Annotated in this window: 16 protein-coding genes and 1 pseudogene; 9 read left to right on the top strand and 8 right to left on the bottom strand. The window is 73.3% G+C overall.

The window, feature by feature from the left end; genetic code table 11:
* Window positions 1–205: 205 nt before the first annotated feature.
* From PZB77_RS29695 to PZB77_RS29670, 6 genes are all read left to right on the top strand, one after another.
* Window positions 206–2,065, top strand: coding sequence for a methylmalonyl-CoA mutase family protein (locus PZB77_RS29695; RefSeq protein WP_275495709.1), 1,860 nt, complete (start codon window positions 206–208; stop codon window positions 2,063–2,065).
* The gene (gene scpA / locus PZB77_RS29690; protein WP_275495708.1) at window positions 2,065–4,308 is read left to right on the top strand and encodes a methylmalonyl-CoA mutase; all 2,244 of its coding nucleotides are present in this window, start codon (window positions 2,065–2,067) and stop codon (window positions 4,306–4,308) included. Before PZB77_RS29695 ends, scpA begins: the two co-directional genes overlap by 1 nt.
* A 12-nt stretch (window positions 4,309–4,320) precedes the next feature.
* Complete coding sequence (gene meaB / locus PZB77_RS29685; RefSeq protein ID WP_275495707.1) at window positions 4,321–5,319, top strand: methylmalonyl Co-A mutase-associated GTPase MeaB; 999 nt, start codon at window positions 4,321–4,323, stop codon at window positions 5,317–5,319.
* 255 nt (window positions 5,320–5,574) lie between these two features.
* Complete coding sequence (locus tag PZB77_RS29680) at window positions 5,575–6,798, top strand: MFS transporter (RefSeq protein WP_275495706.1); 1,224 nt, start codon at window positions 5,575–5,577, stop codon at window positions 6,796–6,798.
* A 434-nt stretch (window positions 6,799–7,232) separates the two neighbouring features.
* The gene (gene rho, locus PZB77_RS29675; RefSeq protein ID WP_275495705.1) at window positions 7,233–8,369 is read left to right on the top strand and encodes a transcription termination factor Rho; all 1,137 of its coding nucleotides are present in this window, start codon (window positions 7,233–7,235) and stop codon (window positions 8,367–8,369) included.
* Window positions 8,370–8,558: 189 nt separating this feature from the next.
* The gene (locus PZB77_RS29670; protein WP_275495704.1) at window positions 8,559–8,933 is read left to right on the top strand and encodes a hypothetical protein; all 375 of its coding nucleotides are present in this window, start codon (window positions 8,559–8,561) and stop codon (window positions 8,931–8,933) included.
* Between the two features lie 56 nt (window positions 8,934–8,989).
* Here PZB77_RS29670 and PZB77_RS29665 read toward each other — a convergent pair whose 3' ends face one another.
* Complete coding sequence (locus tag PZB77_RS29665) at window positions 8,990–9,481, bottom strand: FBP domain-containing protein (protein ID WP_275495703.1); 492 nt, start codon at window positions 9,479–9,481, stop codon at window positions 8,990–8,992.
* 71 nt (window positions 9,482–9,552) lie between these two features.
* Between PZB77_RS29665 and PZB77_RS29660 the strand changes: the two genes are divergently transcribed.
* The 3 genes from PZB77_RS29660 to PZB77_RS29650 all read left to right on the top strand — a co-directional run bounded on the left by PZB77_RS29660 (window position 9,553) and on the right by PZB77_RS29650 (window position 12,644).
* Entirely contained in the window at window positions 9,553–10,122 is a 570-nt protein-coding gene (locus tag PZB77_RS29660; RefSeq protein WP_275495702.1) for a TetR/AcrR family transcriptional regulator, read from the top strand.
* A gap of 62 nt (window positions 10,123–10,184) precedes the next feature.
* Window positions 10,185–11,381 (top strand): SGNH/GDSL hydrolase family protein, encoded by a 1,197-nt coding sequence (locus PZB77_RS29655; RefSeq protein ID WP_275495701.1) that lies wholly within the window; start codon window positions 10,185–10,187, stop codon window positions 11,379–11,381.
* Between the two features lie 183 nt (window positions 11,382–11,564).
* Window positions 11,565–12,644: a YncE family protein gene (locus tag PZB77_RS29650; RefSeq protein ID WP_275495700.1), complete on the top strand. Its 1,080-nt coding sequence runs from the start codon at window positions 11,565–11,567 to the stop codon at window positions 12,642–12,644.
* A gap of 95 nt (window positions 12,645–12,739) precedes the next feature.
* Here PZB77_RS29650 and pgm read toward each other — a convergent pair whose 3' ends face one another.
* The 7 genes and pseudogenes from pgm to PZB77_RS29620 form a co-directional block, all read right to left on the bottom strand.
* Window positions 12,740–14,386, bottom strand: a complete 1,647-nt coding sequence (gene pgm / locus PZB77_RS29645) for a phosphoglucomutase (alpha-D-glucose-1,6-bisphosphate-dependent) (protein WP_275495699.1) — start codon at window positions 14,384–14,386, stop codon at window positions 12,740–12,742.
* A 128-nt stretch (window positions 14,387–14,514) separates the two neighbouring features.
* Entirely contained in the window at window positions 14,515–16,188 is a 1,674-nt protein-coding gene (locus PZB77_RS29640; RefSeq protein WP_275495698.1) for an ABC-F family ATP-binding cassette domain-containing protein, read from the bottom strand.
* Window positions 16,189–16,262: 74 nt separating this feature from the next.
* On the bottom strand, window positions 16,263–17,906 hold the full coding sequence (locus PZB77_RS29635; RefSeq protein WP_275495697.1) for an ABC-F family ATP-binding cassette domain-containing protein: 1,644 nt from the start codon (window positions 17,904–17,906) through the stop codon (window positions 16,263–16,265).
* 308 nt (window positions 17,907–18,214) lie between these two features.
* Window positions 18,215–18,412, bottom strand: a pseudogene (locus tag PZB77_RS31315) (HGxxPAAW family protein); the annotation flags it as partial.
* A 268-nt stretch (window positions 18,413–18,680) separates the two neighbouring features.
* Window positions 18,681–18,872, bottom strand: coding sequence for a DUF6381 family protein (locus PZB77_RS29630; protein WP_275496277.1), 192 nt, complete (start codon window positions 18,870–18,872; stop codon window positions 18,681–18,683).
* A gap of 149 nt (window positions 18,873–19,021) precedes the next feature.
* Window positions 19,022–20,260: a DUF4032 domain-containing protein gene (locus PZB77_RS29625; RefSeq protein WP_275495696.1), complete on the bottom strand. Its 1,239-nt coding sequence runs from the start codon at window positions 20,258–20,260 to the stop codon at window positions 19,022–19,024.
* 191 nt (window positions 20,261–20,451) lie between these two features.
* The gene (locus tag PZB77_RS29620) at window positions 20,452–20,913 is read right to left on the bottom strand and encodes a hypothetical protein (RefSeq protein WP_275495695.1); all 462 of its coding nucleotides are present in this window, start codon (window positions 20,911–20,913) and stop codon (window positions 20,452–20,454) included.
* Between the last annotated feature and the right edge of the window lie 87 nt (window positions 20,914–21,000).

The raw sequence follows: 21,000 nt of genomic DNA, 5'->3' as shown, positions 1-21,000 counted from the left end.
GCCGCCATGCGGGGCGCTCTCCCGACATGTTCGCCTCGGCGGGAAATCCGGGTCCGGCACGCCGACGCGCACCGCCACGGGACAGCGGTCCTCGCCGGGAACCCGGCCCGACACGCTGCGTGAGAACACGGACGCGCACCGGAGAGGGATAGGTCACATCGGCTCCCTCTGCTGGCGCTCCACCGGACTGTCCTAGCATCTGGGCATGACGGTCCTGCCTGCTGATGGGCTCCCCCTGGCCGCCGAATTCGCTGACGCCTCCCCCGGCCAGTGGCAGACCCTCGTCGAGGGCGTGCTGCGGAAGTCGGGCAAGGACGTCACGGGTGAGGCCGCTCTGGAAGCCCTGTCCACGACGCTGGAGGACGGGCTCACCACCCGTCCCCTGTACACCTCCCGCGACAGCGCGCCCCCGGCCGGCCTGCCCGGGTTCGCGCCCTTCACGAGGGGCGGCGGCCCCGCCGGGAACGCGGCGGGGGGCTGGGACGTACGGCAGCGCCACCTGATCGCCGATCCGGCCCGGCTCAACGACGCCCTGCTCGCCGATCTGGAGAACGGCGTCACCTCGCTGTGGCTCGGTGTCGGCGGCCCGGGCGGTGTACCGGTCGCCGGGCTGGAGCGGGCGCTCGACGGGGTCCTCCTCGATCTCGCCCCGCTCGTCCTCGACGCCGGCGACGACGCGGGGGCCGCGGCGGCGGAGCTGGTGCGGCTGTACGGGGAGCGGGGCGTCGCCCCGGAAGCCGTCCGCGGCGGCCTCGGCATCGATCCGCTGGGCCGGTCCGCCCGTACGGGCGCCACGCCCGACCTCACCACCGCCGTCGACTGGGCCGCGAGGTGCGCGGCCCGGTACCCGGGGCTGCGGGCGCTGAGCGTGGACGCGCTGCCGTACCACGAGGCCGGTGGGGGGGCCGCTCAGGAACTCGGCCTCTCGCTCGCCACCGGCGTGGCGTACCTGCGGGCGCTGACCGCTGCCGGGGTGTCCGTCGAAGCGGCCTGCGCCCAGCTGGAGTTCCGTTACGCGGCGACCGCCGACCAGTTCCTGACGATCGCCAAGCTGCGGGCCGCCCGCCGGCTGTGGGCGCGTGTCGCGCAGGCGTGCGGCGCGCCCGGCGCGGGTGCCCAGCGGCAGCACGCGGTGACCTCGTCGGTGATGATGACGCGGCGCGACCCGTGGGTGAACATGCTCCGCACCACGCTGGCCTGCCTGGGTGCCGGCGTCGGCGGCGCCGACGCGGTGACCGTCCTTCCGTTCGACGAGGCACTGGGGCTCTCCGACGCCTTCGCCCGGCGGATCGCCCGGAACACCTCCACCATCCTGATGGAGGAGTCCCACCTGGCCCGGGTCGTCGACCCCGCCGGTGGCTCCTGGTACGTGGAGCGGCTCACCGAGGAGCTGGCGGTCTCGGCCTGGGCCTTCTTCCAGGAGATCGAGCGGGCGGGTGGTCAGCAGGCCGCCACCGCCTCGGGCCTGGTCGCCGAGCGGCTCGCCGCCACCTGGGAGAAGCGCTCCCGCGGCCTCGCGCGCCGCGAGGAACCGGTGACGGGCGTCAGCGAGTTCCCCCATCTGGACGAACGGCCGCTGGAGCGCGAGCCGGTACCGGGCACGCGGGCTCCGGCCGGCGGGCTGCCGAAGGTCCGCCGCGACGAGGCCTTCGAGGCGCTGCGCAGCCGGTCGGACGCCCACCTGGCCGCGACGGGCGCCCGCCCGAAGGTCTTCCTGGCCGCTCTCGGCCCGGCCGCGACGCACACCGCCCGGGTCTCCTTCGCGGCGAACCTCTTCCAGGCGGGCGGCATCGAGACGGTCCACCGCCCGGTCACGGTGGACGCCGTGACGGTCGCCGACGCCTTCGCCGCGTCCGGCGCCCGGCTCGCGTGCCTCTGTTCCTCGGACGCGGTCTACGAGCAGGAGGCGGCCGAGGTGGCCGAGGCGCTCGTGGCCGCCGGAGCCGGCCGGGTGCTGGTCGCCGGCCGTCCCGGCACGGTGGACGGTGTCGACGGTCACGTCTTCGCCGGCTGCGACGCCGTCACCGTGCTCTCCTTCGAACTCGACCGGCTGGGAGTGGCGTGATGCAGAACCCCGAGACCCCCGACACGACCGGGGCCCCCGCGAGTCCCGTGCCGGACTTCTCCACCCTCCCGCTCGACGGGGAGGCTCCCCCGGCGCCGTCGGCAGACCGGTGGCGGGCGGCGGTGAAGGAGTCGACCGGCAGTTCGGTCGACGACCTGCTGTGGGAGACCCCCGAAGGCATCACCGTCAAGCCGCTCTACACCGAGAGCGACCTGGAGGGCGTCGACTTCCTCGACACCTTCCCGGGTATCGCCCCGTACCTGCGCGGCCCCTATCCGACGATGTACGTCAACCAGCCCTGGACGATCCGTCAGTACGCCGGGTTCTCCACGGCCGAGGAGTCCAACGCGTTCTACCGGCGCAACCTGGCGGCCGGTCAGAAAGGGCTCTCCGTCGCCTTCGACCTGCCCACCCACCGGGGGTACGACAGCGACCACCCCCGGGTGAGCGGTGACGTCGGCATGGCGGGCGTGGCGATCGACTCGATCCTCGACATGCGCCGGCTCTTCGACGGCATCCCGCTCGACCGGATGTCGGTGTCGATGACGATGAACGGCGCGGTGCTGCCCGTACTGGCGCTGTACATCGTGGCCGCCGAGGAACAGGGCGTACCGCCCGAGAAGCTGGCGGGGACCATCCAGAACGACATCCTCAAGGAGTTCATGGTCCGCAACACCTACATCTATCCGCCGGGCCCCTCCATGCGGATCATCTCGGACATCTTCGCGTACACCTCGCGCAGGATGCCGCGCTACAACTCCATCTCCATCTCCGGCTACCACATCCAGGAGGCCGGGGCGACGGCCGACCTGGAGCTGGCGTACACCCTCGCGGACGGGGTGGAGTACCTGCGGGCCGGCCGCGAGGCCGGTCTGGACGTGGACGCGTTCGCACCACGGCTGTCGTTCTTCTGGGCGATCGGCATGAACTTCTTCATGGAGATCGCGAAGCTCCGGGCGGCCCGGCTGCTCTGGGCCAAGCTGGTCAAGGAGTTCGAGCCGAAGAACCCCAAGTCCCTCTCGCTGCGCACCCATTCGCAGACCTCGGGGTGGTCGCTGACCGCACAGGACGTCTTCAACAACGTCACCCGTACCTGCGTGGAGGCGATGGCCGCCACCCAGGGACACACGCAGTCGCTGCACACCAACGCGCTGGACGAGGCGCTGGCGCTGCCCACCGACTTCTCGGCGCGCATCGCCCGCAACACACAGCTCCTCCTCCAGCAGGAGTCCGGGACCGGTCGGGTCATCGACCCGTGGGGCGGCAGCGCGTACGTGGAGAAGCTCACCCACGACCTGGCGCGACGGGCCTGGCAGCACATCGAGGAGGTGGAGGCGGCCGGGGGCATGGCGAAGGCCATCGACGCAGGCATTCCCAAGCTGAGGATCGAGGAGGCCGCCGCCCGGACCCAGGCCCGCATCGACTCGGGCCGCCAGCCCGTCATCGGCGTCAACAAGTACCGCGTGGAGACGGACGAGAGGATCGACGTCCGCTCGGTCGACAACTCCTCCGTGCGCACCCAGCAGATCGAAAAGCTGCGGCGGCTGCGGGAGGACCGGGACGAGACCGCGTGCCAGGGGGCGCTGCGCGCGCTGACCGAGGCCGCCGGCCGCTCCCCCGGCCCCGACCTGGAGGGCAATCTGCTGGCGCTGGCGGTGGACGCGGCCCGTGCCATGGCCACCGTGGGCGAGATCTCGGACGCGCTGGAGAAGGTGTACGGCCGGCACGCCGGGCAGATCCGTACGATCTCCGGGGTGTACCGCAAAGAGGCAGGAGAGTCCCCGTCGGTGGACCGCACCCGCGCACTGGTCGACGCCTTCGAAGAGGCGGAGGGCCGCCGTCCGCGCATCCTGGTGGCGAAGATGGGCCAGGACGGCCACGACCGTGGTCAGAAGGTGATCGCCTCGGCCTTCGCCGACCTGGGCTTCGACGTGGACGTCGGCCCGCTGTTCCAGACGCCCGCCGAGGTGGCGCGGCAGGCGGTCGAGGCGGACGTGCACATCGTGGGCGTCTCGTCGCTGGCCGCCGGTCACCTCACGCTCGTCCCGGCGTTGCGGGAGGAGCTGGCGGCCGAGGGGCGCGAGGACATCATGATCGTGGTGGGCGGGGTGATCCCGCCGCAGGACGTCGAGGCGCTGCACGGGGCGGGTGCGGCGGCGGTCTTCCCGCCCGGCACCGTCATCCCGGACGCCGCTCACGATCTGGTGCGGCGGCTCGGTGCGGCGCTCGGCCACGAGCTGTGAGCCGCTGACCCGATGGCCCCGACGATCGACATCGAGAGTTATGCGAAGGGGGTGCTCGACGGGAAGCGCGCGTTCGTCGCGCGCGCCATCACCCTCGTCGAGTCCTCCCGCCCCGACCACCGGGCCCTCGCGCAGGAGTTGCTGAGCAGGCTGCTGCCGCACGCCGGCCGGGCCCGGCGGATCGGGATCAGCGGCGTGCCCGGGGTCGGCAAGTCGACCTTCATCGACGCGCTCGGCACCTTGCTGACGGGACTGGGGCACCGGGTCGCGGTGCTCGCCGTGGACCCGTCGTCCACCCGTACGGGCGGCTCCATCCTGGGCGACAAGACCCGGATGGAGCGGCTCTCCGTGGATCCGCACGCGTTCGTCCGCCCGTCTCCCTCGGCCGGCACGCTGGGCGGGGTGGCGAAGGCGACCCGTGAGTCCATGGTGGTCATGGAGGCGGCGGGTTACGACGTCGTGCTCGTGGAGACGGTGGGCGTCGGCCAGTCGGAGACCGCCGTCGCCCGCATGGTCGACACCTTCCTGCTGCTCACCCTGGCGCGTACGGGGGACCAGCTCCAGGGCATCAAGAAGGGCGTCCTGGAGCTGGCGGACGTCATCACGGTGAACAAGGCGGACGGCCCGCACGAGCGCGAGGCAAGGTCGGCCGCGCGCGAACTGGCGGGCGCACTGCGGCTGATGCACCCCGCCGACGCCGCGTGGACGCCGCCGGTCCTCACCTGCAGCGCCCGTGAGGCGACCGGCCTCGACTCGGTCTGGCAGAGCCTGGAGCAGCACCGCACCCTGCTGGACTCCACGGGGCGCCTGGCGGCCAAGCGGAGCGAGCAGCAGGTGGACTGGACCTGGACGATGGTCCGGGACGAGCTGCTGGAGAGCCTGCGTTCCCACCCGGAGGTACGGGCACGGGCGCCTGAGCTGGAACGGCGGGTCCGCGCGGGCGAAGTGACCGCCACGCTCGCCGCCGAGGAGATCCTCGCGGCCTTCCGGGGCGGTTCCGCGGGCGGATGATCCGGAGAGGTCCGGGGCCCCGGGGCGCCGGGCCACTCCGGTGGTCCGGCGCCCGGCCTCCTCGGCGGTCCGTCTCCTCGTCGACGTCTTCCGGGCCCGTGGGGCCGGACCCCTCCCGCAGGGGCGGCCCCGGTCCGTGCGCTCGCGCCGGGGTGGCCCACCCCGCTCTTCCCCTGGGCATGTACGTTTGTACACACTGTCCGGAGCGCCGCGCGCCGCCGGTCGCCGCCCCATGTCTGGATAGAGCCCGTAGTGATGGACCTGGCCACCCGCCGACGCCGCACCGCGTTGTTCCTCTTCTTCTTCATGCCCGGCCTGTCGATCTCCTCCTGGGTGACCCGCACCCCCGACATCCGCGACCAGCTGGGGGCGTCCACCGCGCAGATGGGCGTCGTACTGTTCGGCCTGTCGGTCGGCTCCATGCTCGGGGTCCTCGGCTCGGGAGCGCTGGTCGCCCGGTTCGGCACCCGGCCGGTCATGGGCGCGGGGACCGCGCTCGTCGTCCTCAGCATGGCCGTGATCGGCTGCGGGGCCCTGTGGTCCTCCGCGCCCGTCGTCACCGCGGGGCTCTTCGTCTTCGGCGCCGGCATGGGAGGCGGTGAGGTCGCGGTCAACGTGGACGGGGCCGAGGTGGAACGCATGGCCGGCCGCACGATCCTGCCCACCCTGCACGGTTTCTTCAGCCTCGGAACCGTGGTGGGCGCGTCGCTCGGCATCCTGTGCACCGCGGTCGGCTTCCCCGCCCACTGGCACCTGGGAGCCGTCGCCCTGGTCACCGCCTCGATGTTCGCCTACGCCCTGCGGGCCATCCCGCACGGTGTCGGCCGGACCCGCGGCACCGGGCGGGCCGGCGGCCGGACGGGAGCGCCGCGTCCGGCCGTCCACAAGGACCGCCGCCTGCTGCTCATCGGCGGGATCGTGCTGACCATGGCCCTGGCGGAGGGCGCGGCCAACGACTGGCTGCCGTTGCTGATGGTCGACGGGCACGCCATGGACCCCGCCCTCGGATCGGCCGTCTACGCCGGCTTCGCGGCAGCCATGACCCTCGGCCGCTTCGGTGGCGGCTTCTTCATCGACCGCTTCGGCCGCGCTCCGGTCGTCCGCGCCAGCGCGATGTCCGCGGCGCTCGGGCTGGCCGTCGTCGTCTTCGCGGACAATCCCCTGCTCGCCGGGGTGGCGGTGGTCCTGTGGGGACTGGGAGCATCGCTCGGATTTCCGCTCGCCCTCTCGGCCGCAGGCGACTCCGGACCCGACTCCGCCGCCCGCGTCAGCCTCGTGGCGATGATCGGGTACGTGGCCTTCCTCGTCGGGCCGCCCGGCCTGGGCTTCCTCGGTGACCACTACGGCCTGCGCGCCGCCATGACCGTCGTCCTCGCAGCCGTCACCGTGGCGATCTTCCTCGCTCCGGCCGTGGGTGTCGGCCGCGCCACGGGAACGGCGTCCACGCCGGACGCGCGCCCGGTGTCCGAAGACGCGTAGCGGCGTCCGGCTCCACCGGACGGCCTCGGCCGACGCGTCCCGCGCCCGGCCGGTCTCCGCCTGCGCCCTCCGGAGCCATGCGGAGGAAGTCCGCCTCCCGTGCCTCCGATGTGCTGTGTCTCCGGCGCGCTGTGTCTCCGCCGTGTTATGGTCCGAGAAGCACTCGTGTTCGTCCCGTCGGGACGCCGGTGCCGTTCCTCCACCGCTGTCGCGTCCGCCGGTCACCGGCATGCGATTCAGCTCACTCCCCGCACCGCCCCCAGCCGCGGCACTCACCGCGCGTCGTCGCAGGTCACCGTATCCGTGCGACCGCACGATGCTCCGCCGCACGACGGGACGCCGGTGCGTGGGGCGCACCCCGAGGCGTGTGTTCCCCCGCTTCCCGAGGCCCGCACCGGGCCCGCACTCTCTTCCGTCCGTGAAAGGACATCCCCATGACCACCACTCTCGAACGCCCAGCGACCGCCCAGCACTCCCCCGTCGCCGCCGGTGTCCTCGACACCACCGACGGCGGACACGGTCTGCTGCGCGGTACGCAGGGGCATCCCGCTCCCGGCGACGTCCGGGTCCCGTCCGCCCTGATCCGCCGACACGGCCTGCGCAGAGGCGACTTCGTGCGGGGAGGGTGCGACCGGCCGGGCACGCTCACCGTCGTCGAGCGCGTCAACGGCCTCCCTCCGCACGCTCTGCACGCCCGGCCGCACTTCCACGAGCTGACTCCGCTGCACCCGCGTGACCGGCTGCGCCTGGAGACCGTGGCCGGAGGGCCCGCTCCCCGCCTCGTCGACCTGGTCGCGCCGGTGGGCAAGGGACAGCGAGGACTGATCGTCGCCCCGCCGAAGACCGGTAAGACGGTGCTGCTCCAGCAGCTCGCGGCCGCCGTCGCGACGAACCACCCGGAGTGCCACCTGATGGTGGTGCTGCTCGACGAACGCCCCGAAGAGGTGACGGACATGCGGCGATCCGTACGGGGCGACGTCCTCGCCTCCACCTTCGACCGGCCGGCGAAGGAACACATCGCGCTGGCCGGACTCGCCGTGGAACGGGCCAAACGCCTCGTCGAGCAGGGGCAGGACGTCGTCATCCTCCTTGACTCCCTCACGCGGCTCTGCCGGGCGCACAACAACGCGGCGGGTCCAGGCGGACGCACCCTCAGCGGCGGCGTCGACGCTTCGGCGCTCAGCGGCCCCAAGAAGCTGTTCGGCGCGGCGCGACTGACCGAGGAGGGCGGGTCGCTGACCATCCTCGCGACAGCGCTGGTGGAGACGGGTTCCCGGGCGGACGACTTCTTCTTCGAGGAGCTCAAGGGCACCGGCAACATGGAACTCCGGCTGGACCGCTCCCTGGCCGACCGGCGGCTCTTCCCCGCGATCGACATCGTCGCCTCCGGTACGCGGCGGGAGGAACTACTGGTCCCGGAGGCGGAGTTGACAGCGGTACGCGGTCTGCGGCGCGCACTGCACGGCAGGGACGGCCGGTCTGCGCTCGAAGCCGTCCTGGACAAGGTCCGCCGTACGCCCGACAACGCGGCCTTCCTCCGCGAGGTGCACCGGACGGTTCCGGGCGCGTGAGCGGGCGCAGGACGCCGCACGGAGCGCGGCGGCCTCGCGCCGGGGCCGTCCCCGCTTCCCCGTCGGACCGGACATGAGATCCCGTCGGCCGGGGAGCACAGGAGGTGCTCGACGAGCAGCGGCACCGGGCCGCGCCCGCAAGGGCCTAGGATCCGAGGAACCCGCTCCCCCACCAGGAGGCACCCACCCATGACCCACCGTTCCGCCGTCGCGCTGGCCGGTCTGCTGGCCGGCGCGGGAGCCCTGCACCTCGCGGTGCCGCGCCCCTTCGACTCGCTCGTCCCGCGTGCGCTGCCGGGCAGCCCCCGCACGTGGACGTATGCGAGTGCCGGCGTCGAACTCGCCCTGGCGGCAGGGATCCTCGTCCCGCGCACCCGCCGCGCCGCTGCCCTCGGAACGGCCGCGTTCTTCGTCGGCGTCCTGCCCGGCAACGTGAAGATGGCGGTCGACTGGCGCCACCGCCCGGCCGCACTGCGCGGCATCGCCTACGCCCGGGTACCCCTCCAGGTGCCCCTGGTGCTGTGGGCCCGCGGCGTCGCCCGGCAGGCCGCGCCGGGCGCCTGATCGCACCCGCGCCCCGCGACGGGGCCGCGCCCTTTTGTCGTCACGCCGTCACGCCGTCACGCCGTCACGCCGTCGAGGAACGCGGCGACGTTCGCCACGGTCCGCTGGATCTTCTCCTCCAGGGTGAGCGACTCCTGCATCCTGGCACTGGCGCCCGCGTCCTTCTTGCCCCGGACGTACAGGGAGCAGGAGAGGTCGCTGCAGAGGTAGGCGCCCACCGAGTTGCCCTGCTGTCCGGCCTTCCCCGCCTTCGGCGCGACCATCAGAGAGACACCGCCCGTGTGGGTGGTCAGGCACATCGAGCACATGCTCCGCCGCTGCCGGCCTGCCACCGAGCCGGGGCAGCGCAGCACGATGCCCTTCGGGCCGTCCGGCGTCCTCGTGACGAGGTAGGCGCGGCCGGGCGCCTGGGGGTCGCGCCAGCCGAGGAAGTCCAGGTCCGCCCAGTCGCGGTCCGCGAGGTCGCGCGGGACCGCCAGGCGCTTCGCCTCCCCTTTGGTGCAGTTCACGAAGGCGGCACGGATCTCTTGCTCAGTCAGCGGATGCATAAGCGATATGGTAATTTGCCTAAAGGCTATAGGCAAATGATTATCTCGTTCAGGGACATCCAGGAGAGACCATGGCACGCGCGGGACTCACGACGGAGCGCCTGGTCCACGCGGGAGCGGACCTCGCCGACAGCGTCGGCTTCGATGAGGTGACCCTCTCGGCGCTCGCCCGGCAGTTCGACGTCAAGGTCGCGAGCCTCTACTCCCACCTCCGGAACTCCCAGGAGCTGAGGGTGCGGATCGCCCTCCTCGCCCTGGAGGAGATGGCCGACCGGGTCGCCGCCGCCCTGGCGGGGCGCGCCGGACGGGACGCGCTGACCGCGTTCGCCGACGTCTACCGCGACTACGCGCGGGAGCACCCCGGCCGCTACGCGGCGGCGCAGCTCAGGCTCGACCCGGAGACGGCGGCGGCGAGCGCCGGGCCCCGGCACGCCCGGATGACACGGGCGATCCTGCGGGGATACGACCTGGCGGAGCCGGACCAGACGCACGCCGTCCGCCTGCTGGGCAGTGTCTTCCACGGCTACGTCACCCTGGAGATGGCCGGGGGCTTCAGCCACTCGGCCCCGGACTCGCAGGAGAGCTGGACCTGGGCGCTGGACCGCCTCGACGCGCTCCTGAGGAACTGGGCCGCCCCGTGACCCGGCACCCGGCGCCGTTCCCCCCGTACGCACATCGGCACCCGACCGACAGGCTGAGAGACTTGAGCATCGCACCGCAGAGACCGCACCGCTGGATCACCACGCCGCTCACCGCAGGACTCCTGCGGGGCGCACTCGACCTCGAGCGGACCGAGCGGGGCGTGCTCCCGCACCGGCTGCCCGCCTGGGCCCGGGCCCAGTACGCCGACGCCCAGCTGGCCTCGGCCGAGTCCCAGCCCTCGGGCGTCCGGCTGGCCTTCCGTACGGCCGCCACCGTCCTGGAGCTGGACACCCTGCCCACCAAGAGGGCGTACGCGGGTGCGCCGCCGCGTCCGGACGGTGTGTACGACCTGTTCGTCGACGGACGGCCGGCCGGCCGGGCCACCGCCCCCACCGGCAATACGGTGATCATCGACATGGCCACCGGATCCGCCGAACACCGGCCGGGGCAGGTCGCGACGATCCGCTTCGCCGACCTGCCCGAGGGTGCCAAGGACGTCGAGATCTGGCTCCCGCACAACGAGACCACCGAGCTCGTCGCCCTGCGCACCGACGCCCCGGTCGAGGCGGCCCCGGACCGGGGCCGCCCGGTGTGGCTGCACCACGGCAGCTCGATCAGTCACGGCTCCGACGCCGCGCGCCCCAGCGAGATCTGGCCGGCGCTCGCCGCGCGCCTCGGCGGGGCGGAACTGATCAACCTGGGCCTGGCGGGCAGCGCCCTGCTCGATCCCTTCACCGCGCGCGCCGTCCGGGACACGCCGGCCGATCTGATCAGCCTCAAGATCGGCATCAACCTGGTCAACACCGATGCGATGCGTCTGCGCGCCTTCACCCCCGCCGTCCACGGCTTCCTGGACACGATCCGCGAGGGCCACCCCAGCACGCCGATCCTGCTGGTCTCGCCGATCCTCTGCCCGATCCACGAGGACACCCCCGGTCCGAGCGCGCCGGACCTCTCCCGGCTGAGCACCGGTCAGCTGCGGTTCGTCGCCATGGGCGACGCGGCGGAGATCCCGGGCGGAAAGCTGACGCTGACCGTCGTGCGGGACGAGCTGGCCCGGATCGTCGCACAGCGGTCCGGCGACGACCCGCACCTGCACCACCTCGACGGCCGCGCGCTCTACGGCCCCGCCGACGCCGAGGAGTTGCCGCTCCCCGACCAGTTGCACCCCGATGCCGCGACCCACCGGCTGATGGGTGAGCGTTTCGCCGCGCTGGCCTTCACCGGCGACGGTCCGTTCGCGGGAGTCCGCGGGTGACGAGGGGCGCGGCTCCCTACCTCGGCGCCATTGCCTTTGACTGAAAATTTAGCTTAGGCTTGCCTCACTTTTACGTGAGCCGGGGCGCCACGGAGGGGCGTACGACGTGTGAGGTCCTGTCATACGGGTGTGCCGCCCCGTCACCCGGCCGCTCCTCGGACCCCTCAGGGAGATCGGCCCATCATGTTCTCGCTCCATCGCCGTGCCCGCAGCGTCGTCGCGGGCACCGTGGCCCTGGCCGCCTGCGGTTCCCTCGCGCTGACCGGCACAGCCGTCGCGGACAGCCCACCGCACCCGGTCGCCGCACGTCTTCCGGGCGCCCCGGCCGTCGTGTCGGCCCCGCTGGTGCCGGGGCTGTACCAGTCCGCGTACTCCGAGCGGAACGACGTGCTCTGGGCGACGGCCGCCCTGGGGCAGCCGCCGGCCCCGGTGTCCGGCTCCACCCTGGTCAAGGCGGATCCGGACACGCTGCGGGTGCTCGCCGCCTACACGCCTCCCCCGGACGCGACCGGGGTGGTGGAGGCCGTGTACGGCATCGATGTGGACGACGAGCACAACACCGTCTGGGTCACGAACACCCGGAGCGATTCCGTCGCCGTCTACAGCCAGCGGACCGGTGAGCACCTGGCGACCCTTCCGGGAGTCGCGCACTCCCGCGAGGTCGTCGTCGACGAGCGGCACGACACCGTGTGGGCCAGTGGGTACGGCGACGGCACCCTCGTCGCCTACGACAGCCGTACCTACCGGGAGATCCGGCGCGTCACCGTGGAGGGCGCGGGGCCGACCGGGCTCGCGGTGAACGAGCGGACCGGGACGGTGTACGCCGCCGACCACACCCACGGCCGGATCATCGAGGTCACCCGGGGGTCCGACGCCCCGCGGTTCGTGCCGACCGGCGCGGGGCCGCTCTCCGTCGCGCTCTCGGCCGACGGCCGCACCGCCTACACCGCCGACCAGACCGCGGGCACCGTCTCGGTCGTCGACCTGCGCGCCGGAGCCGTGACCAGGACCGTGACCACCGGGGAGGGCGCGAAGTCCCTCGCGGTGCAGCCGCGTTCCGGTCGGGTGCTGGTCGTCAACCGGCTGGCCGGGAACGTCTCGGTCGTCGACCCGCGGGCGGGCACCGTCCTCGCGACGGTCACCACCGCCGCTCTCCCCAACCACGTGCGGATCTCCGAGGACGGCACCGCCTACGTCGTGGACAAGTCCGGGGCGGGCACGGACGGCGCGGACCTGCTCACCCGGGTGCGCCCGCGCCGCTGAACGACCGCCCGGCCCCGCGCACCGTCCACCCCCGCGGCAGACGGGTGCGGCCGGTCCCAGGGCTCCGGGACCGGCCGCACGGGTACGGCGGGTGGTCAGCCCGCGGCGCCCAGGACCGTCGAGACGAGGGCGCGGGCCTCGTCCTGGACCCGGCTCAGGTGGTCGGGACCCTGGAAGCTCTCCGCGTACACCTTGTAGACGTCCTCCGTGCCGGAGGGGCGGGCGGCGAACCAGGCGCTGTCGGTGCAGACCTTGAGGCCGCCGATGGCCGCGCCGTTGCCCGGGGCCTCGGTGAGGACGGCGGTGATCGCCTCGCCCGCCAGGGAGTCGGCCGTGACCTGCTCGGGCGAGAGCTTGGCGAGGACCGCCTTCTCCTCGCGGGTGGCCGGGGCGTCGATGCGGGCGTAGGCGGGATCGCCGAAGCGGGTGGCGAGTTCGGCGTAGCGCTGCGACGGGGTGGAGCCCGTGACGGCGGTGATCTCGGAGGCCAGCAGGGCGAGCAGGATGCCGTCCTTGTCGGTGGTCCACACCTGGCCGTCGCGCCGCAGGAACGACGCGCCCGCCGACTCCTCGCCGCCGAAGCCGAGGCTGCCGTCGAAGAGGCCGTCCACGAACCACTTGAAGCCGACCGGGACCTCCACCAGCGGGCGGCCGAGGTCGGCGGCGACCCGGTCGATCATCGAGGAGGAGACCAGCGTCTTGCCGATGCCGGTCCCGGCGGGCCAGCCGTCGCGATGGGTGTAGAGGTACTGGATGGCGACCGCGAGGTAGTGGTTCGGGTTCATCAGCCCGCCGTCCGGCGTGACGATGCCGTGCCGGTCGGCGTCGGCGTCGTTGCCGGTGGAGATGGCGTAGGCGTCGCGCTGCGCGATGAGCGAGGCCATGGCGTACGGCGACGAGCAGTCCATCCGGATCTTGCCGTCCCAGTCCAGCGTCATGAAGCGCCAGGTCGGATCGGCGAGCGGGTTGACCACGGTGAGGTCGATGCGGTGACGTTCGGCGATGCGGCCCCAGTAGCCGACGGACGCGCCGCCGAGCGGGTCGGCGCCGATCCTGAGGCCCGCGTCGCGGACCGCGTCCAGGTTCAGCACGGACGGCAGGTCGTCGACGTACCCGCCCAGGAAGTCGTGGCGCCCGGTCGTCCCGGCGGCCAGCGCACGGGCGTACGGGATGCGGCGCACTTCCTTGAGCCCTCCCGCGACGAGCTCGTTGGCGCGGTCCTGGATCCACGACGTGGCGTCCGAGCCGGCCGGACCACCGTTCGGCGGGTTGTACTTGAAGCCGCCGTCGGCGGGCGGGTTGTGCGAGGGGGTGACGACGATCCCGTCCGCCAGACCGTCCGTACGGCCCCGGTTGTACGTCAGGATGGCGTGCGAGACCGCCGGCGTCGGGGTGTAGCCGTCCTCGGAGTCGATGAGGACGGTGGCGCCGTTGGCGGCGAGCACCTCCAGGGCGGTGACCCGCGCCGGCTCCGACAGGGCGTGGGTGTCGGCGCCGAGGAAGAGCGGTCCGTCGGTGCCCTGCCGTGCGCGGTACTCGCAGATCGCCTGGGTGGTGGCGGCGATGTGGTCCTCGTTGAACGCGGTCGCGAGCGCGGAACCGCGGTGCCCGGAGGTGCCGAAGGCCACCCGCTGGCCGGGTTCGGCCGGATCGGGGTGGAGGGCGTAGTAGGCCGTCACCAGCCGCGCCACGTCGACCAGGTCGTCGGACTGTGCCGGTTTGCCGGCCCGTGCGTGCACCATCGGTTCTCCTCGTTCATGGGTGGTGACCGGTCCGTACGTCCGGACCGGCCCACCGCCCAGGGGCGGACGATCACTACGATGTGTACCCGATCCCGCCCCCTCCCTCCCGTACTGGCGTCCGGTTTCCGTCACGGGCGAACGCGGTCCTTCTCACGTCCGGGCCCCGCCGGGGCCGCCAGACGCAGCTCGGTGCCCGGCCACCGGGAACGCAGCCACCGGTCGTGGCTGGCGACCACGACGGTCCCGGGCCCGGTGCCCAGAGCCTCTTCCAGCTCGTCGGCGAGCCGGGGCGAGAGGTGGTTGGTCGGCTCGTCGAGCAGCAGCAGGTCCGGCGGATCCGCGACGAGCAGGGCGAGCGCCAGCCGGCGGCGCTGACCCGCCGACAGTTCGCCGACCCTGCTGTCGAGGTCCCGTGCGGCCAGAAGCCCGAGGGAGGCGAGCGGGACGCGCTCGGCGCGTTCCTCGCCGAGCGCGAGGGCGTACGTCTGGGCGACGGTGCGGTCGGGCTGCTCGAACACCGTGTCCTGGGCCAGCAGTCCGGTCCGGAGCCCTTCCTTGCGCCGCACCCGGCCGCAGGGAGCCGGAAGGGTGCCCGCCACCACCGCGAGCAGTGTCGACTTGCCCGCGCCGTTCGGGCCGGTCACCAGGAGGCGGTGGCCGGCGCGCAGATCCAGACGGTCCAGCGCGAGACGGCCGGGCACCCGGATCTCCCGGAGGGAGAGCAGCGGGGTGTCGTCGGCGGGCTCGGTGGCGGGTGGGACGGGAGCGGGCTCGGGGGTACGGAAGCGCAGCGGCTCCGGCGGTGCGGGGACCCGGCGCCGCTGGAGTTCGTCCAGCCTGCGGGCGGCGTTGCGCACCCGCCGGGCGATCTGGTGCTGGACCCGGCCGCCGGAGTGGCCGTAGCCCATCTTCTCGTTGTCGCGCGGCCCCCGGTCCGGGGCGACCCGGTGCGCCGTGACCTCCACCGCGCCCCGCAGGGCGGCCAGCTCCTTCTCCTCCTCCTCGTGGCGGCGCTGCCAGCTCTCCCGGGCGGCCCGCCGCTGGTCCTGGTAGGCGGTATAGCCGCCGCCGTAGTGCACCGGCCCCCTGACGGCCGGATCGAGGTCGATCACGTCCGTGCAGACGGCGTCGAGGAAGGCCCGGTCGTGGCCCGCCACGACGACGGCTCCGGGCATCTCGCACAGCCGCCGCTCCAGGAACGCGGTGGCCTCGTCGTCGAGGTGGTTGGTGGGTTCGTCGAGGAGGAGTGCGGTGGGCCGGCGGACGAGCAGCCCCGCGAGGGCGAGCCGGCCCCGCTGCCCGCCGGACAGGGAGCCGAGGGTGCGCCCGTGGGCGAGTCCTCCGATGCCGAGGCCGTCGAGGACGAGCCCGGCACGCCGCTCGGCGTCCCAGGACTCGCGCTCCTCGGCCCGCTCCAGACAGGCCGCGTACCGGGCGAGAAGCTCGCCGTGGCCGGGCGCGTCCTCGGGCACGGCGGCGATCTCGCGGGCGAGCCGGTCCAGCGCGGCGAGATCCGCGCGGGCCTCGCCGAGGGCGTCGTCGAGTACGTCGGCGAGGGTCGCTCCCCCGTCGTACGGCATCTCCTGATGGAGGAAGCCGAGGCCGGCGGGGCGGACGACGGTGCCTGAGTCGGGTTCGTCCACCCCCGCGAGGATCCTCAGCAGGGTGGATTTCCCGGCGCCGTTCTCGCCGATCAGCCCGATGCGGCGGCCGGGGGCGACGGTGAGGGAGACGCCGTCGAGCACCCGGCGCCCTCGGAGGGTGCGGACGAGGTCGTGGGCGAGCAGGGCGGGTCGGTCCATGGGGGATCACCTGGTCCGGTCGGTCGTGGTGCCCGCCGGGCAGGGGCCTCGGGCGGGCGGGAGTACGCCGGGTGTCAGGCGTCGCCGGGCGCGGGCGCCTCCGTGAGCCGTCCGTCGGCCAGGCGCAGCCGCCGGTTCACCCCGATCTCCGCCAGGAAGCGCTCGTCGTGGCTGACGACCACGAAGGCTCCCTGGTAGGCGTGGAGGGCGCTCTCCAACTGGCCGATGCTGACCAGGTCGAGGTTGTTGGTGGGTTCGTCGAGAAGCAGGAGCTGCGGCGCGGGTTCGGCGTAGAGGACGCAGGCGAGGGTGGCCCGGAGCAGTTCCCCGCCGGAGAGCGCCGGCACCGGCAGGTGCGCGCGCGGTCCCCGGAAGAGGAAGCGGGCGAGCAGGGTCATCCGCTCCGCCTCCGGCAGCGCGGGGGCGAACGCGGCGAAGTTCTCGGCGACCGTGCGGCCGGTGTCGAGCAGGTCCAGTCGCTGGGAGAGGTACGCGATGCGGCCCTCGGCCCGCCGCACGGTCCCGCTCCCCGGTGTCTGGGGCCGCTCGCCCTGGACGACCCGCAGCAGGGTGGATTTGCCGGCGCCGTTGGGTCCGGTGAGCGCGATCCGCTCGGGTCCTCGGATCTCCAGGTCCAGGCCGTCGCCGGCGAAGAGGTCTTGGTCGTCGTGGCGGACCCGAATGCCCTCACCGAGGAAGACGGTGCGTCCGGCGGGGACCCGGGTCCCGGGGAGTTCCAGCGTGATGCGCTGCTCGTCGCGGAGGGCGCGGCCCGCCTCGTCGAGCCGTGCCCGGGCGTCGCCGACGCGTGCGGCGTGCGTACCGTCGGCCTTGGCCGCCGACTCCTGGGCACTGCGTTTCAGGGCGCCTGCCACGATCTTGGGCAGGCCGGCGCTCTTGATGGTGCGGGCGGCGTTGCTCGAACGGCGCTGCGCGCGTTCGCGTGCCTGCTGCATCTCCCGCTTCTCGCGCTTGACCTCCTGCTCGGCGTTGCGGACGTCTCTCTCGGCGACCTCCTGCCCGGCCCGCACCATCTCCTCGTAGGCAGTGAAGTTGCCTCCGTAGAGACGGAGTTCGCCCCGTTCGAGCTCGGCGATGCGGTCCATCCGGTCGAGCAGCTCCCGGTCGTGGCTGACCACGAGGAGACAGCCGTTCCCTTCCTCGATCACGGCGTAGAGCTTCTGGCGCGCTTCGCGGTCCAGGTTGTTGGTCGGTTCGTCCAGGAGGAGGACGTCGGGGCGCTTCAGCAGTTGCGCCGCGATCCCCAGGGAGACGATCTGGCCCCCGCTGAGGGTGTCCAGACACCGCGTCAGCGCGACCTCCCCGAGCCCGAGCCGGTCCAACTGGGCCCGGGTGCGATCCTCGATGTCCCAGTCGTCGCCGATCAGGGTGTAGAGCTCCTCGCTCGTGTCACCGGATTCGACGGCGTCGAGCGCGCGGATCACCGGGGCGACGCCGAGCACGTCGGCGACGGTGAGGCCGCCGGTGAGCGGCAGGTCCTGCGGGAGGTGGCCGAGCGTGCCGCGCACGGAGACGGAGCCCCCGGCAGGGCGGTACTCGCCGGCGATCAGCTTCAACAGGGTGCTCTTGCCCGCCCCGTTGGGCGCGACGAGCCCGGTGCGGCCGGCGCCGACGGTGAAGGAGAGGTCCTGGAAGACGGGGGTGCCGTCCGGCCAGGAGAAGGAGAGGTGGGAACAGGTGAGGAACGAGGTGGACATGGAGGGTCCTGGTGACGTGATGCGGGCGCGCGTCGACGGCGGCCGCCCGGCGGCGAACAGGGATGAGGGGTACGACAACGGGGGCCACGGCAACAGCGCGAGAACGCGCGGCCGTCGGCCGATCACCTTCGGGTGTCACCCGGAGATGTCGTCGTCACCCTTCACAGCTGCTCTCCTTCATCGGCGATCACCTCGCTGATCACGTGCCGTCCACGATAACAGGGGCCCCGTGGCGGCTGCCGGGAATTGTCTGCGACGGCCCGGCGCGCCGGGCTTCCACCGCCCGGCCGCCCCGGCGTCTCAGCAGGTCACCGGGGCTGCTTCCCGCGCGGGAACGGCCCTGGGCGGCCCGTCCGTCCGGCCGCCCGGCAGCCGAGGCACTCCGGGTGCCCCGCGCGGGCCCTGGTGTCCCGTACCCGCCGGCTCCACTCCTCCGGCGGCCGGGGGCCACTGGGCTTGCCCCGGCCCGCCAGGTCGAGCACCCAGGTGACGACCCCCGTCAACAGGGATCCCCGCCCTCCCAGGACCGCGCCGGCAGGGGAGGCCGCGCAGACGGCGGCCCCCTACCCGTCACGCCGACGAGCGCGCGGGGGCCGCGCCCCTCCAGCCGGCCAGGGGGTGGCCGGGCGTACCCGCTCCGGACCTCCGCGCGCTCCGTCCGCCCCCGTGTGCGGGGGCGGACGGGGGAACAGCCTCCGCGCACCCCGGTCACCTGCGGACACGCCTCTCCCCCGGCACCGGATCCGGTGCCGGGGGAGGTCGCGGGCCGTCGTCCTACAGCTGCGGGTAGATGTCCCCGCTGCTCATCCCGGACTGCTGTTCGCTCCGGGCGCGCATCTTGCTGGCCTTGGCGGTGAGGCGCTGCCGCTCCTCGGGGTCCTTCGCGCTCTCGGCCGCCTCACTCAGCTGCCGCGCCTTGTCCCGCATCTGCTGGGCCAGCTTGGCGGGTTCGTCCGCTCCGCTCATCACCACTCCTCGTCCGCTGGACATCCGACGCCTCCAGCGAACCAGCTGAACCGAACGGACGCATCTCGGCGGGATCGGGAGCGGCCACCGCCGACCGCCCTCGCCGGTCGCTTCCCGGACTCCACTCCGCGGCTTTCACTCCGCAGCGCTCACTCCTCGCCGGTCTCCGCCTCCGCGGCAGGCTCGGCCAGGGGGAGCCTGGTGGCGGTGTAGTCCTCCACCGCCGTCTCCAGGCCGATGTCGCGCATGGCCCGCTCGGAGAGGAACCACCGGTGCTCCAGCAGCTCGTGGTAGAGCTCGGCCGGGTCCATGGAGCCCCGCAGGGTGAGGGGGACGGCGCGGACCGTGGGCCGGAACTGGTCGCGGACCCACCGGTGCGCGAGGACCTCGGTGCGCGCCCCGAGCGGATCGCCGGGAGCGTAGTCCTCCTGGGTGGCCATCCAGCTCTCCAGGTCGTTGAGGAGGCGGCGGGCCTGGTTCTCCTCCGTGTCCAGTCCGGTCAGCCGGAGCAGCTGGCGCTGGTGGTGTCCGGCGTCGACGACCTTCGGGACGAAGGTGACCGTGTCACCGTCCGGGGAGTTGACGATCTGCATCTCGGCGACGTCGAAGCCCATCTCGTTGAGCCGGCGCACCCGGCGCTCGATGTAGTGGTACTTGCCCGCCGGGTAGACGGAGGTCCGGGTCAGCTCCTTCCACAGCCCCGCGTACCGGCGGCTGATCTCGGCGCCGAACGCGATCGGGTCCACGGAGGGGTGCAGCGCGCCGGCAGCCTCCAAGTCGAGCATCTCTCCGCTGATGTTGACGCGGGCGAGGTCGATGTCGTACTCCCGCTGACCGTCGCTGAGCCGCTCGTGGGTCTCCCCGGTCTCCGCGTCCACGAGGTAGGCGGCATAGGCACCCGCGTCGCGGCGGAACAGGGTGTTGGAGAGCGAGCAGTCGCCCCACGCGAAGCCGACCAGGTGCAGTCGGACGAGCAGGACGGCGAGGGCGTCCATCAGCCGGTGCACCGTGGACGGGCGCATCGTGGTCTCGAACATCGAGCGGTAGGGCAGCGAGCCGTTGAGGTGCCGGGTGATGAGGACCGGCTCCAGCGGCTCCCCGTCGGCCCCGACGCGGCCGGTGACGACGGCGAGGGGGTCGACCGCGGGTATCCCGAGCCGGTCGAGCGTGCGGAGCTGGTCGTACTCGCGTACCGCCGGCCGCTCGGCGAGCTCCTTGACCGCGACCACGTCCGCCCCGGCGCGCGCGTAGCGCACCACGTGCCGGGAGATGCCGCGTGGCAGCGGTACGAGGTACTTCTCCGGCCACTCCTCCAGCGGCAGGTGCCACGGCAGCTCTAGGAGGAGCGCGGGGTGTTCGGGGTTGGTGGCGCTGATCTGCAAAGCCATGGCTCGCCTCGCTCGTACGGGTGCGGGCCACCAGTGTGCGGGACGCCGCCGTACGGGCCGGGGGGCGGGGTGCCCGGGTCTCGCCCCCAGGCGGTGTGCGGTGGATCGTGGCCGGGTTCCGACGCCGCGCAAGGCACCTCGCGGAGTTGCCGGACGCCGCGCCGCCCTGCCGGTCACTGATCCACCGCTCCCTAGCGGTTCCCGGGCCGGACGCCCGGGCGCGCGGTGTGGTCGGGCCGGCCCCGGGTCCGCCGGGTCTCCTTCAGCTCCGCCTCGTACAGGTGGGTCCGCCCCGCCGCGAGTTCGTCGGTGAGGCGACGCTCGATCTCGGCGAACGGGCGGTAGTAGGTGCGGTCGTACTCCTCGACGATCTGGAACGTCCAGTGGCCGGGGATGACGTTGCGGCCCACGATCTCCCGCTCCACCAGCTCCGCCGCCCGGTCGTGGCCGGCCTCGCGGAGCAGTCGCACCGCGTCGCCGAGCTGGAAGTCGGCGCCTCCGGTGAGCTGGTGGAACGTGTAGAGGGCGCCCCGGGCGCGTTCGGTGGTCTCCAGCGCTTCGGAGAGCGCGCCCAGGGCGCGTACAGTCTCGTCGCCGACCCCCTCGGGCCGGGTGTGGGCGGTGTCGGGGCGGTCGGTGCGCTCGTCGCTCATGTGCGGTACCTGCCCGGCCCGAGGGCTGCGGCAGGGCGTGGAACCGGGCCACCACCCGACCGGACGAGCCACCGAGGTGCCGGGCGG

It is taken from the genome of Streptomyces sp. AM 2-1-1 (genome assembly GCF_029167645.1).
Lineage (GTDB): Bacteria > Actinomycetota > Actinomycetes > Streptomycetales > Streptomycetaceae > Streptomyces.
The sequence above is the reverse complement of the archived record's forward strand: the minus strand, read 5'-3'. Positions and strand labels throughout refer to the sequence as shown.

What these genes read in the sequence shown, in the direction of transcription:
- PZB77_RS29695 (WP_275495709.1), top strand. Translation starts at nt 206, where the DNA reads ATGACGGTCCTGCCTGCTGATGGGCTCCCCCTGGCCGCCGAATTCGCT.
- scpA (WP_275495708.1), top strand. Translation starts at nt 2,065, where the DNA reads ATGCAGAACCCCGAGACCCCCGACACGACCGGGGCCCCCGCGAGTCCC.
- meaB (WP_275495707.1), top strand. Translation starts at nt 4,321, where the DNA reads ATGGCCCCGACGATCGACATCGAGAGTTATGCGAAGGGGGTGCTCGAC.
- PZB77_RS29680 (WP_275495706.1), top strand. Translation starts at nt 5,575, where the DNA reads ATGGACCTGGCCACCCGCCGACGCCGCACCGCGTTGTTCCTCTTCTTC.
- rho (WP_275495705.1), top strand. Translation starts at nt 7,233, where the DNA reads ATGACCACCACTCTCGAACGCCCAGCGACCGCCCAGCACTCCCCCGTC.
- PZB77_RS29670 (WP_275495704.1), top strand. Translation starts at nt 8,559, where the DNA reads ATGACCCACCGTTCCGCCGTCGCGCTGGCCGGTCTGCTGGCCGGCGCG.
- PZB77_RS29665 (WP_275495703.1), bottom strand. Translation starts at nt 9,481, where the DNA reads ATGCATCCGCTGACTGAGCAAGAGATCCGTGCCGCCTTCGTGAACTGC.
- PZB77_RS29660 (WP_275495702.1), top strand. Translation starts at nt 9,553, where the DNA reads ATGGCACGCGCGGGACTCACGACGGAGCGCCTGGTCCACGCGGGAGCG.
- PZB77_RS29650 (WP_275495700.1), top strand. Translation starts at nt 11,565, where the DNA reads ATGTTCTCGCTCCATCGCCGTGCCCGCAGCGTCGTCGCGGGCACCGTG.
- pgm (WP_275495699.1), bottom strand. Translation starts at nt 14,386, where the DNA reads ATGGTGCACGCACGGGCCGGCAAACCGGCACAGTCCGACGACCTGGTC.
- PZB77_RS29640 (WP_275495698.1), bottom strand. Translation starts at nt 16,188, where the DNA reads ATGGACCGACCCGCCCTGCTCGCCCACGACCTCGTCCGCACCCTCCGA.
- PZB77_RS29635 (WP_275495697.1), bottom strand. Translation starts at nt 17,906, where the DNA reads ATGTCCACCTCGTTCCTCACCTGTTCCCACCTCTCCTTCTCCTGGCCG.
- PZB77_RS29630 (WP_275496277.1), bottom strand. Translation starts at nt 18,872, where the DNA reads ATGAGCGGAGCGGACGAACCCGCCAAGCTGGCCCAGCAGATGCGGGAC.
- PZB77_RS29625 (WP_275495696.1), bottom strand. Translation starts at nt 20,260, where the DNA reads ATGGCTTTGCAGATCAGCGCCACCAACCCCGAACACCCCGCGCTCCTC.
- PZB77_RS29620 (WP_275495695.1), bottom strand. Translation starts at nt 20,913, where the DNA reads ATGAGCGACGAGCGCACCGACCGCCCCGACACCGCCCACACCCGGCCC.